This window comes from Cellulomonas sp., from assembly GCF_036279715.1.
In the GTDB taxonomy this organism is placed as follows: Bacteria; Actinomycetota; Actinomycetes; order Actinomycetales; family Cellulomonadaceae; genus Cellulomonas_A.
The window spans coordinates 1-12,998 of the sequence record NZ_DASUIR010000013.1; the positions used below are offsets into that span (position 1 = coordinate 1).

The window sequence follows — 12,998 nt, forward strand, 5'->3', positions numbered from 1 at the left end:
CGCCCAGCACCTCGAGGAGTGCCGCAGGTGCGGCCTCGAGGCCAGCACCTACCGCACGATCAAGGCGGCGATCACCCAGACCGGAAGTGGGCCTGCGGCCGTCGACCCTGCGGCCGTCGAGCGGCTGCGCAGCTTCGCACACGACCTCGCCGACCCGCGGCACTGAGATGCCAGTGCTCCAGTGGGACGACTACCTGACCGACTACCCCCGCGCGCGGCCAGGGATCACGGAGGTCGCGCTCAACCACGCCCGCTGATGCGAATCGTGGCCAGGCGGCCTCGATGACCCAGCGACGGTCCTGCCCTGCCGGCCCGGACGGTCGGACTGACTCCGGCGGAACGGGAATCGCGTCGTCCCCCTCGCGAGTTTCGTGTGCCGAGCGACGTCTCAGCCAGGCTGACGAGGGGAACACCCGTCGCCGCTCACACGCGACCGGTCGCCCTGCACGACGCGTACCCCAACGCGTACCCCAACGGCGCTGATGGCGGACGTCGGTGGACGTGCCCGAGGGGGTGCGCTGTACTCGGCGGAGCGCCTCCCGCGCAGTGTCCTCGCAGGTCAGCGGCTCGCGGGCCAAACGAGCCGGACGACCATCACCCTTCACCCGTTACGCCCCACGGAAGGGGTCACGGCCCACCCTGACGAAGACAGCCCCAGTTGCCCTGGTCGAGCTCGTCCGAGCCGCCGCCGCCCCCGCAACCGAGAGCGGTGCCTCGCATGAGAACGGCACCACCCCCGTGGAGTTCACCTGCGCAGGCTCGGTTTCGACGCCGCGAGCGTCTCCGGCGGCATGTTCGCATGGCAGTGCGCCGGCGGCGCCGTCCGCCACTGACCGGATCCCACCCGACCTCGCCCGCGACATACGTCGACAACCCGAAGGAGGAACCCCATCGGCAGTCCTGCCCGATGCTCGAGCTGTGGCAAGGTCACCTGGTCCGGCTGCGGCATTCACGCCGACGCCGTCCTGGCGGGCGTCCCCACGTCCGAGCGGTGCACCAGTCGCCACCCGGCCGCTCGTACTCAGACCGGGACCCGACCGTGCTCGGTTGCAGGACCGCCCGTACCCGGGTTCACCCGGGCACGGGCGGTCCTCGCCTAGCTCACGAACGGCGCGATCCCGATCCTGTCGATGATCGGAGCCCACTTCGACCGCAGCAGGTCGCTGGGGTACCGGTCGGAGATGTAGGTCGTGCCGTTGAAGTCAGGCGTCTCGGAGGAGGAGAACCTGATCGTGTTGCTGCCCTGCTGCAGCTGCACCAGGACGGTTCGATCCCAGAAGTTGTCCGCATGGAACGACATCGGGAACAGCTCGCGGTCGATCGCCCCTCCGTTGACGGAGATGTCGGCGTGACGCGCGACCGGGTCCGGGTTGTAGTGCGTGGCCGGAGACTGCTCCGGGTCCGAGTACCGGACCGTCATGGCATACGTGCCAGTGGCCGCCGCGACGACGGAGAACGTCACCGTGTTGGCGTTTCCGGGGGCGCCCCCGACGCCGGTGACGGCCTGACCCCCACCTGCCAACGGGAACGCGGTGACTGCGGCCGTTCCTGCCAGCTGCGCGGCCTCGGCCTCGTAGTACGTCTGCACCGCCGAAACTGCCGCGACGCGGGTGCGGTCCAGCAGCAGAGCACCTGACGCACCTGTGACCGTGATCTTGTTGACGCCACCGGTGAGGAACACCGTCGCCGAGGTGGAGGTGCTCACCGTCTTCACGGCAGTCCCGTTGACGGCCAGCGTCCCGGTCCCTCCGCCCAGCGTGTCCACGGTGATCGTCGACGGTCCGTCCGTGGCGGAGTACACCCAGGACGTGGCGCTGTCGCCGGCGACAAGACGAGCAACACCCGAACCCGACACGCCCGTGTGGGTGTAGTCGGTGGTGGCGCCCGACAGCGTCGCCTCCTCCGCCTCGTAGACCGCGACGGCTGCGGCCGGGTTGCGCAGCGCGAGGTCCACCTTGTCGACGATCGCGTCACCCTTCGTGGTCTTCGTACCGTCGAGGCTCGTCGTGGCGAGCGTGAGGGTGTGCCGCCCCGCGCTGAGCTGGACCGTGGAGTCCGCGTGGTCCCAGACCACCCACTTGTAGCCCAAGGGCAGATACATCTGCTGCTCGGCGGCGCCGTCGACCCTCAGGAACACGTTGGTCGGCCCCTGGTCGGCAACCAGCGTGTACGTGTTCAGCGAGTTCGCGAAGACGCTGAGGTCGTAGGTGCCCGCCTGTGGGACGTCGACCGTGAAGTCCAGCTGCACGTCGGAGCCCGTGCGCAGGCCCCCGACGTCGTAGCCGCCGGAGGTGAAGAACTTCGCGACGGCCGACGGTGAACCCTCAGGCCCGTTCTTCGACCAGCCGGTCCCGGTGTGGGCAGCGGTCTCCGCCTCGTAGGTTGCCTGCCAGGAGGTCGTCGCTGCGCGGCTGGACGTCGCGTTCTGGCCAGGAGTCAGGATGACCTGGTAGGCCGAGGACTCGTTGAGAGCCGGGAGCGTGACGCCGAAGTCGAACGCGACGCTTCCGCCGACGACCGACTGGTTGAGCTCGCCGAGGACGCGGGGCTGCGCGGAGTCGCCCAGCTGTCCGGTCCACGGGATCTCCTCGACGAGCGCGTGGACGGAGCCGCCGAACGACGCCGGGACGTGGTCGAGCTGCACATGCGCCCCTCCGGAGGCACCGCCGAAGATCAGGCGCGCATCGTTCTTCGCGGCGTCCAGCGTCGCCACGCCCTGCAGGGTGTAGCTCGTCCCTGGCGTCGGCGGGGTGACCTGGACGGTGTCCCCAGTCATGTGGCCGTACGCGTTGAAGAGCCACCACTGGCCGTTGCCGCGGTTCGCCTGGACAGCCGAGTCGCTGAGGTTGCCGTCGATGTTCCAGTAGGCGATGTCGGCGTCGACCTTGGAGTCCTCGATGGCGGAGATCCACTGGATCATCTGACCGGGCACCGAGGTGTGGTAGTTGTACGCGTACTCGTCGAGGTTGATCGGCAGGTGCGTACCGGCGTACGCGGTTCCCGCGAGCTGAGTGGTCTCCCAGCCGCGGTACCTGGCCACATTGGCGCGGATGGTCGCGGGCGCGCTGAGCTCGTGCCAGGTCATGACGTCCGGCAGGGTGCCTGCCTGCGCCGTGTGGGACAGGAAGCCCTGCACCTGGTTGTAGAGCCCGCTGGTGTTGGGTCCGGCGATCCGGGCACTCGGCATCTTGCCCTTGATCAACCTGTAGAACTCGTCCCACGCCTGGAAGAACGACGTCGGGTCGTTCAGCCAGCTGGTGCCGTCGTAGCTCCACGTCCCCGTGCCGAACATGTTGCCCTCGGGCTCGTTGAACGGGACGAAGACGATGTGCGACTGGTAGGCCGGAGCGAGGGTGAGCACCTGGTCGACCTCCGCGGCGACCTTCGCCCGGTAGTCGTCGAGCCGTGCCTGCGGGGTCGAGCCGGGCCACTCGTAGGGGAACCCGCGGTAGATGTCCGTCATGTAGATGTACGTGTCGCCACCACTGGAGTCCGCGATCGGCTGGACGACCTCGAGCGCGTCCGCACCCGGATGCTGCGGTCCGTCCTGCGCCTTGGTGGCCACCGTGCGCAGGCCCATGCCCTCGAGGAGGTTCCGAGAGGGCACGCCGTCGCCGTAGACGCCGTACAGGGTTCCGTCCGCGCCACCGTGGAAGGCGCCGGTGCTCACGGCCAGGTCGACACGCAGGGCCGGCAGGTCGGGAGCGCTCACGACCGCCGCGTCCAGGGCGACGGTGTGGCCGGTGCTGGCCGCGTTCTTGGTCCCGGTCGCGGTGATCGTGATCGTGTGCGTGCCGGCGGCGAGCACGCCGGTGTCGAACAGCGTCGCCTGGGCGGTGCGGGCCGGAGCGTAGTCGTCCTTCGTGACGACCGCACCGCCGTCGATCGAGTAGGTCGAGATCCCCTGGTCGACGTCCGTGACACCCACGATCGTGGCCCGCGTCCCGACGAACGTGAACGTCGCGACACCGTTGGTCGCGTTGCTCCAGTGCGCCGTTCCCTGGCTCAGGTCCGCGATCCCCGTCGCAGTCCCCCAACCGCTGGCGTAGGTGAAGTGGTTCGTCCCGCTCACGACGGCGTCGTCGACGGTCTGCGTGGCCGCGGCCTCAGCTCTGGGGGCCGTGACGATCTCGGTAGCGGCGCCTGCGGCGATGACGAGGGCCGCCACCATCACCAGGGAACTCAGCCGCGAACGTGTCCGATGCTGCTTCATGCGTTCTCTCCCTCCGTTGGGAAATGGACGTGACAGTGCAGACCGGGACCACGCCGCACACCGCCCAGGCAGTCAGACCCGATGCGAGCCCTGGACCACCCCGTGAGACGGTGACGACCGCCGCTTCGGGCCGCCCGGACGTCTCGGGAGGGCGAAGCAGCTTCGCGACGACAAGGCCATTCTTGTCAGCGAACCGGTTCGCCGAACTATAGGGGTCGCGCCTGCAACGGCGCAAGAGGGCCGCTGAGGACGCCCATGGGTCGGCTGCCCCGTCGCCGTTGCCTCCTCGGGAAGCACCACGTTCGGGCGACGACTCCGACGGTTCCCTGGCCGTTCGCACTGCGTCCGCAGGCGAACCGACGAGAGCACGGTCGGCGATGCCGCGACCCGCGCGACGAGGCCAGCGCGGTCCTCCGGGAGCTGCACTGCCTGGCTGCAGGGTCGGGCCGCGGGCTCGCGATGGTCCGAGCAGCCCAACCTGGCTCCGCATCAGCCGCTGCTCTGCAGCCGATTGTCTCCATCGACGGCGCTCTGTGAGGGACGGGCCGCTGCGGGTGCCTGGTGGCGCCCAACGAGAGCCGAGTCGCGAGCAGGCGGCGGAGTGGGGTCAGGGATCCGTGAAGGGCGGGCCGCGGACCGCTAAGGCTTCGCGAAGGTCGGTGCTGTCGCGATCGATGGTCGGTAGGACTGAGTTGTGCGTAGCGGCGCACCGGACCGCGGCCCTCATCGCCGCGGCCGCCCGACGTCGAAGGTGCTGACATGGCCGACCTGGCCTTCATCGCGTTGTCCGTGGTGCTCTTCGCCGCGGTTGCGCTCGTTGCCCGCCGGTTGGACCGGTCATGACCGGCGAGGACTGGGCCGGCCTCGTGGTGACCGCCGCGCTTCTGGTCTATCTGTTCGTCGCGCTGCTCCGCGCGGACAGGCTCCGATGAGCGCCGGCTGGATCGCCGCCGGCCAGATCCTTGTGCTCGTCGCGGCTCTGGCGGCGGTGCACGTCCCGCTCGGTGGGTACATGGCGCGGGTGTTCACCTCCCCGCGGCACCTGCGGGTGGAACGGGCGGGGTATCGCGCGCTGCGCGTCGACCCGGACGCCGATCAGCGCTGGAGCACCTACCTGTTGTCGCTGCTCGGCTTCTCCTTGGCGTCGGTCCTGGTGCTGTACGGGCTGGAGCGCCTGCAAGACCACCTGCCGTTGTCGCTAGGGACGGCGGCGATGGACCCCGCGGGGGCGTGGAACACCGCGGTCTCCTTCACGACGAACACGAACTGGCAGTGGTACTCCGGTGAGGCGGCTGCCGGTCACCTCCTGCAGATGGCCGGGTTCGCGGTCCAGAACTTCCTGTCCGCCGCCGTGGGCATCGCGGTCGTGGTCGCGCTCATCCGCGGTCTGGCCCGGTCCGGCGCCGACGGTCGCGTCGGCAACTTCTGGTCCGACCTCATGCGGACGGTCGTGCGTGTCCTGCTGCCGCTGGCCTTCGTTGCCGCGGTCGCGCTGATCGCGATGGGAGTGATTCAGAACCTGGCAGGGCACACCGAGATCGCGACGCTCGCCGGTGGCAGTCAGCACGTCCTGGGTGGACCTGTCGCCTCCCAGGAGGCCATCAAGCAGCTCGGCACCAACGGGGGCGGCTTCTTCAACGCCAATTCCGCCCACCCGCTGGAGAACCCCACTCCCCTGAGCAACCTGTTCGAGATCTTCCTGCTGCTGGCGATCCCGTTCTCACTACCCCGGACGTTCGGCATCATGGTCGGCGACACGCGCCAGGGTTGGGCGATCGTCACGGTGATGGGCTCTTTGTGGGCCGGTGCAGTGGGCCTGTTGACCTGGGCAGAGATGTCAGGACGGGGCCTGGTGCCGCAGGCTGTGGGCGCTGCGATCGAGGGCAAGGAGACCCGATTCGGCACGGCCGCCAGCGCATTGTGGGCCGCTTCGACCACCGCGACGTCCACCGGAGCGGTCAATTCGATGCACGACTCGCTGACCGCGGCCGGGGGCGGCGTGGCGATCTTCAACATGCAGCTCGGCGAGATCTCCCCGGGCGGCACAGGGTCAGGCTTGTACGGGATGCTCGTGCTGGCGATCGTGGCCGTCTTCATCGCCGGTCTCATGGTCGGGCGCACCCCGGAGTACCTCGGCAAGAAGATCGGCCGCCGCGAGATCACGCTGGTCGCGCTGTACGTCTTGGCGACGCCGGCGATCGTCCTGCTCGGCACCGCGGTCGCGATCGCCACACCGGCCGGCCAGGCCGGCATCCTCAACTCGGGGGCGCACGGGCTGTCCGAGGTCCTGTACGCCGTGACCTCGGCGGCCAACAACAACGGCAGCGCCTTCGCCGGGCTCAACGTCGCGACACCCTTCTACAACACCCTGCTCGGGCTGGCGATGCTGCTGGGTCGATTCGTCCCGATCGCTCTCGTCCTGGCCCTGGCGGGCCGATTCGCGACCCAGACGACCGTCCCGCCGAGCGCCGGAACCCTACCGACCCACCGGCCCCTGTTCGTCGGCCTTCTGCTGTCCGTGGTTCTCGTGGTGGTCGGCCTGACCTACATCCCCGTCCTTGCCCTTGGTCCGATCGCGGAGGCCCTGTCATGAACCCGACCGTGCTGGACCCCGCAGGGCCGTCAGCCGACCCCGCGCTCTCGTCCGCACCGACGACCCGGGCCCGGCCCGCCGGGCGCCAGGCGCTCGGCCCCCGGCAGCTCGCCGCGGCGCTGCCCGCGGCCCTGCGCAAGCTCGACCCGCGCGAGCTGTCCGGATCACCGGTCATGTTCGTGGTCGAGGTCGGCGCGGCCGCGTGCACCGTCCTCTCAGTCGCACACCCGAGCATGTTCGCGATCTCCATCACTGTGTGGCTGTGGGCAACGGTCGTCTTCGCGACGCTCGCGGAGTCGGTCGCCGAGAGCCGAGGCAAGGCCCAGGCTGCCAGCCTGCGCGCGTCGCAGGCGCAGACGACCGCGCGCAAGATCACTGCCCCGCGCGACACCCTGGAACACACCAGCGGACTCGCGGACCTCCCGACCACCGACGTGCCGTCCTCCGCGCTGCAGGTCGGCGACGTCGTCGTCGTCGTGGCGGGCGAGACGATCCCTGGCGACGGGGACGTGATCGAGGGCATCGCCAGCGTGGACGAGTCTGCGATCACCGGCGAGTCTGCCCCCGTGATCCGGGAGTCGGGCGGTGACAGGTCAGCGGTGACGGGCGGCACGACGGTGCTGTCCGACCGGATCATCGTGCGCATCACGGCGCCGGCCGGGCACACGTTCGTCGACCGGATGATCGCACTGGTGGAAGGCAGCGAACGGCAGAAGACCCCCAACGAGGTCGCTCTCAACGTGCTGCTGACCTCGTTGACGATCATCTTCGTGCTGGCCGTCGCCACGCTGCAGCCGTTCGCCGTCTACTCAGGCTCGCGCCAGTCCCTCGTCGTGCTGGTGGCGCTGGTGGTGTGCCTCATCCCGACGACGATCGGGGCTCTTCTCTCGGCCATCGGGATCGCCGGGATGGACCGCCTCGTGCAACGCAACGTGCTGGCGATGTCAGGCCGCGCGGTCGAGGCCGCAGGTGACGTCGACGTGCTCCTGCTCGACAAGACCGGGACGATCACCTTCGGCAACCGCCAGGCGGCCGCCCTGATCGCCGTCGACGGCGTCGACCCGGCAGCGCTGGCCGACGCCGCACAGCTGTCCTCGATGGCCGACGAGACCCCCGAGGGCCGCAGCGTCCTGGTGCTCGTCAAGCAGGAGTACGGGCTGCGGGCACGGGAGTCCGGCGAGCTGGTCGGCTCCACCCTGGTCCCGTTCACCGCGCGGACCCGCATGAGCGGGCTCGACCTCCTGGACGCAAGCCTCGGGGTCGACGGCGGGGTTCGACGCATTCGTAAGGGAGCTGCTGCGGCGGTCGCCGCGTGGGTCCACTCCACGGGCGGCCACACGGGCCCGGACACGGCACGGGTGGTCGACGCGATCAGCTCATCCGGTGGCACGCCCCTGGTGGTCGCGGAGCAGATCGGGTCCGCACCGGCGCACGTGCTCGGGGTGATCCATCTCAAGGACGTGGTCAAGCAGGGTCTGCGCGAGCGGTTCGACGAGCTGCGCGCGATGGGCATCCGCACCGTGATGGTGACGGGCGACAACGCGGTCACGGCGCGCGCCATCGCGGCCGAGGCCGGCGTCGACGACGTGCTGGCCGAAGCGACGCCCGAGGACAAGCTCGATCTGATCCGTCGCGAGCAGGCCGGTGGCCGGCTCGTGGCCATGGCAGGCGACGGGACGAATGATGCGCCGGCGCTCGCCCAGGCCGACGTGGGGGTCGCGATGAACACCGGCACGACGGCGGCGAAGGAGGCCGGGAACATGGTCGACCTCGACTCCAACCCGACCAAGCTCATCGAGATCGTGCAGATCGGCAAACAGCTGCTGATCACCCGCGGGGCGCTGACGACGTTCTCCATCGCCAACGACGTCGCCAAGTACTTCGCGATCCTGCCGGCCATGTTCGTAGTCGTCTTCCCGCAGCTCGCCGTCCTCAACGTCATGCGGCTGTCGAGCCCGCAGTCCGCGATCCTGTCCGCCGTCATCTTCAACGCGCTGATCATCATCGCGCTCATCCCGCTCTCGCTGCGCGGGGTGCGTTACCGGCCCGCGGCCGCCTCGGTCATGCTGCGGCACAACCTGCTCGTCTACGGCGTCGGCGGGCTCGTCGTCCCGTTCCTCGGCATCAAGCTCATCGACCTGTTCGTCTCCCTCGTCCCCGGGATCAGCTGACATGACCACCACAACAACGGTGCTCCACGCCCCGGCCTCCCAGTCCCTCGGTGCGATCGTCCTCCAGTTCACCCGGCAGACCTGGGCCGGTCTGCGGGTGCTCCTCGGGTTCACCGTCATGCTGGGGATCGTGTACCCCGCGACCGTCATGGCGGTCGGGCAGCTCGCGTTCCCGTGGCAGGCCAACGGCTCGCTGATCACGTCGACCGGCCAGCGGACCACGTCGGTCACGGGGACAGGCGCTCACGCCGTGGTCGGCTCGGCGCTCATCGGGCAGGACTTCAGCGGCCCGACGTGGTTCCACCCGCGCCCGTCGGCGGCCGGCGACGGGTACGACACGCTGGCCTCCGGAGGGTCGAACCTCGGTCCGAACAACCCCGACCTGCTCGCGACCGTCCAGCAGCGCCGCCAGCAGGTCGCGGGTGACAACGGCGTCGCCTCGGCGGCAGTCCCGGCGGATGCCCTCACCGCCTCCGCGTCGGGGCTCGACCCGGACATCTCCCCCGCCTACGCCCGCCTGCAGGTCACCCGCGTCGCCGCCGCGCGTGGGATTCCGGCAGAGCGCGTCGCGGCGCTCGTCTCGGGCAGCATCCAGGGCCGCACCTGGGGACTCCTGGGCGAGTCCCGGGTCGATGTGCTCCGGCTCAACATCGCACTGGAGACAATGGCCCCGTGAGCACACCCCCGGTCGACCGCGCTCGCAAGGGCCGGCTCACGGTCTATTTCGGTGCCGCGCCCGGCGTCGGCAAGACGTACGCGATGCTCGACGAGGCGCACCGTCGCGGCGCCCGCGGAACCGACGTCGTGGTCGGGCTGGTTGAGACCCATGGCCGCGCCGGCGTGGCCGCCCAGCTCGAGGGGCTCGAGATCATGCCTCGGCGAGTGCTGGACTACCAGGGCAAGGAGTTCACCGAGTTCGACGTCGACGCCGTGCTGCGCCGGGCACCCCAGGTCGCGATGGTCGACGAGCTGGCGCACACGAACGTCCCTGGGTCGCGCCACACCAAGCGGTGGGAGGACGTGCTCGAGCTGCTCGAGGCGGGCATCGACGTCGTCACCACGGTCAACGTCCAGCATCTCGAGTCGCTGAACGACGACGTGGCGGCCATCACCGGCGTGCGCCAGCGCGAGACCGTCCCCGACCACGTCGTGCGCGACGCCGACCAGATCCAGCTCATCGACCTGCCGCCGTCCGCGCTGCGCCGCCGGCTCGCGCACGGCGCCATCTATCGGGCCGAGCAGATTGACGCGTCACTGTCGTCGTACTTCCGGGTCGGCAACCTCACCGCGCTGCGGGAGCTCGCGCTCCTGTGGCTGGCCGACCGGGTCGACGACGCACTGGCGACCTATCGCCGCGACCACCGGATCGACCAGCCGTGGCCCGCGCGTGAGCGCATCGTGGTGGCCGTCACCGGCGGGTCCGAGAGCGAGACGCTCATCCGGCGCGGAGCGCGGATCGCCCAGCGCGCAGCCGGGTCCGAGCTCCTGGGCGTGCACGTGCTCGCCACCGACGGGCTACCGAGCGCACCGCCCCGGGCGATCGCCGCACAGCGTGTCCTGGTCGAGTCGCTCGGAGGCGAGTTCCACACCGTGATCGGCGAGGACGTCGCGGCGGCGGTCGTCAACTTCGCCACCGCGGTCAACGCCACCATGATCGTCGTCGGCGTCTCGCGACGCAGCCGGTGGCGCGAAGCGCTCTCCGAGAGCAACGGCGTCGAGATCGCGCGGCTCGCCGAGAACGTCGACGTCCACCTGGTCAACCACGCGAGCGCGAGGACCGGCCGGCGCAGGCCGACCCGCTCGACGGCGCAGTCGGCGCGGCGCAACATCGCGGGCTGGGTCCTGGCCCTCCTGGGCCCCGCGGCGCTCACCGGGATCTTGGCGCTCCTCCCGGGCGACGTCGGCCTACCGACCGCCCTGCTGCTCTTCCTCGCGCTGACCGTCGCAGTCGCCCTCGTCGCGGGCCTGTGGCAGTCGATCCTCAGCGCCGTCATCGGCTTCGTGAACCTGAACTACTTCTTCACCCCCCCGACCGGCCGCCTGACCATCGCCGAACCCGAGAACGTCCTAGCCCTCGTCGTGTTCGTGCTGGTGGCCATCGCGGTCGCCTCCGTGGTCGACCTCGCGGCTCGGCGGACCGCCGAGGCCTTCCGCGCCAGAGCGGAGGCGTCAGCGCTCGCAGCAGTGTCGCGCTCGGTCCTCACGGGTGAGGACACCGCCCAGGCGGTCGTCGCGCGACTGCGCGAGACGTTCAACCTCGAGGCCGTCTCGCTGCTCGCACGCGACTCCGCTCGCGGCACCTGGCATGCGCTCGCCACGGACGGCACCGACCCCGCGCTGGATCCCGACGCCGCGCAGACCGTCGTCACGATCGACCCGAACCGTGTGCTTGCCCTGCGCGGACGGGTCCTGCACGCCAGCGGCCGAAGCGTGCTCGAGGCGTTCGCAGGTCAGGCGGGTCTCGTGCTCGAGTACCGGCGACTCCGCGAGCAGGCGGATCAGGCCCAGGCGCTCCAGCAGGCCGACGCCGCACGCAGCGCCCTGCTTGCTGCGGTCTCCCATGACCTGCGCACACCGCTTGCGACGATCCGTGCGGCGGTGGACGGACTGGCATCGCCGGAGATGCACCTGAACGACGACGACACTGCGGCCCTCGTCGACACCGTGAGCTCCGCGACTGCCCGCCTCGAGCGGCTGATCGAGAACCTGCTCGACCTCTCTCGTCTCCAGACCGGGAGCGTCCGGCCCGTGCTTCGGGCGACCAGCCTCGACGAGGTCGTCCCGCTCGCCACCGAGGGCTTCGGGCCCGACCAGGTGAGCATGGACGTGCCCGAGACGCTGCCTCTGGTGAGCACCGACCCGGGGCTGCTCGAGCGGGTCGTGGCGAACATCGTCTCGAACGCCGTCCGGCACTCGGGGAACGGCGCACCCGTGCGGGTGCTCGCATCCGCGACCCGAGACCGCGTCGAGCTCCGCGTCGTCGACACCGGTCCCGGGCTGTCCGACGACCTCAAGGCCCGCATGTTCGAGCCCTTCCAGCGGCTGGGCGACTCCTCACCCGACGGACTCGGTCTGGGGCTTGCCGTCGCTCAGGGACTCGCCGCGGCGGTCGGCGTCGAGCTCACCGCGGACGACACGCCCGGCGGGGGCCTGACGATGGTCATCTCGATCCCTCTCGCACCGGAGCTGCTCACATGACGGCGTCCAGGGTCCTCGTGGTGGACGACGAGCCCGGGCTCGTCCGTGCGCTGGCGATCAACCTTCGATCCAGCGGCTGGGACGTCGCCACGGCACCGGACGGCGCCCATGCGCTCGACCTCGCGGCGACCTGGCACCCCGACGTGGTCCTGCTCGACCTGGGACTGCCCGACATCACCGGCCTCGACGTCATCGCCGGGATCCGCGGCTGGAGCAGGGTACCGATCGTGGTCCTGTCGGCGCGCCAGCACGGCGAGGACAAGGTAGACGCCCTCGACGCGGGCGCCGACGACTACGTCACCAAACCATTCGCGATGAACGAGCTCCTCGCGCGACTGCGCGCCGCAGTTCGACGGGCGGCGCCCGGTGACGCGACCGAGGCGGTCGTCGAGGCGGGCGACCTGACGATCGACCTGGCGCGGCGCCGGGTGCTGCGCTGCGGCGACGAGGTGCGCCTGAGCCCGACCGAGTGGGCGCTGGTCGACATCCTGGTGCGCAACCGCGGCAAGCTCGTGAGCCGCGACCAGCTGCTGCGCGAGGTGTGGGGTCCGGCCTACACCAACGAGACCGGATACCTCCGCGTGTACACCGCCAACCTGCGCCGCAAGCTCGAGGTCGACCCGGCCCACCCGCAGCACTTCATCACCCAGCCCGGCATGGGCTACATCTTCGAGACGACCTGAGCCACGCGCCGCCGCAGACAACACCGAGACCCGATCGCGCGAAGCTGAGCGACGGCGTCGCCGGACACGTAGTAGGGCAGGCCGCAGATGGAGAAGTCCGGTAGTCATCCGCCAGGACGACGGTGACCTTGCACGACGGG

Annotated in this window: 7 protein-coding genes; 6 read left to right on the forward strand and 1 reads right to left on the reverse strand. The window is 70.3% G+C overall.

The annotated features are described in order from the left end of the window. Positions 1 to 1,096 precede the first annotated feature (1,096 nt). Complete coding sequence (locus VFW79_RS01190; protein WP_329675493.1) at positions 1,097 to 4,213, reverse strand: hypothetical protein; 3,117 nt, start codon at positions 4,211 to 4,213, stop codon at positions 1,097 to 1,099. An 839-nt stretch (positions 4,214 to 5,052) separates the two neighbouring features. Between VFW79_RS01190 and kdpF the strand changes: the two genes are divergently transcribed. From kdpF to VFW79_RS01220, 6 genes are read left to right on the forward strand one after another with little or no spacing between them, the layout of a single operon-like run. Continuing rightward, complete coding sequence (kdpF, locus tag VFW79_RS01195; protein WP_329675494.1) at positions 5,053 to 5,145, forward strand: K(+)-transporting ATPase subunit F; 93 nt, start codon at positions 5,053 to 5,055, stop codon at positions 5,143 to 5,145. Then, the gene (gene kdpA, locus VFW79_RS01200) at positions 5,142 to 6,806 is read left to right on the forward strand and encodes a potassium-transporting ATPase subunit KdpA (protein WP_329675495.1); all 1,665 of its coding nucleotides are present in this window, start codon (positions 5,142 to 5,144) and stop codon (positions 6,804 to 6,806) included. Before kdpF ends, kdpA begins: the two co-directional genes overlap by 4 nt. Further along, complete coding sequence (gene kdpB / locus VFW79_RS01205) at positions 6,803 to 8,977, forward strand: potassium-transporting ATPase subunit KdpB (RefSeq protein WP_329675496.1); 2,175 nt, start codon at positions 6,803 to 6,805, stop codon at positions 8,975 to 8,977. The genes kdpA and kdpB overlap by 4 nt, the downstream gene beginning before the upstream one ends. A gap of 1 nt (position 8,978) precedes the next feature. Beyond that, positions 8,979 to 9,653 carry a potassium-transporting ATPase subunit KdpC gene (gene kdpC, locus VFW79_RS01210; RefSeq protein ID WP_329675497.1) on the forward strand — a complete coding sequence of 225 codons (675 nt, stop codon included), beginning with the start codon at positions 8,979 to 8,981 and terminating at the stop codon, positions 9,651 to 9,653. Continuing rightward, positions 9,650 to 12,175 carry a DUF4118 domain-containing protein gene (locus tag VFW79_RS01215; RefSeq protein WP_329675498.1) on the forward strand — a complete coding sequence of 842 codons (2,526 nt, stop codon included), beginning with the start codon at positions 9,650 to 9,652 and terminating at the stop codon, positions 12,173 to 12,175. Before kdpC ends, VFW79_RS01215 begins: the two co-directional genes overlap by 4 nt. After that, positions 12,172 to 12,858, forward strand: coding sequence for a response regulator (locus VFW79_RS01220; protein ID WP_329675499.1), 687 nt, complete (start codon positions 12,172 to 12,174; stop codon positions 12,856 to 12,858). Before VFW79_RS01215 ends, VFW79_RS01220 begins: the two co-directional genes overlap by 4 nt. The last annotated feature ends 140 nt before the right edge of the window (positions 12,859 to 12,998 follow it).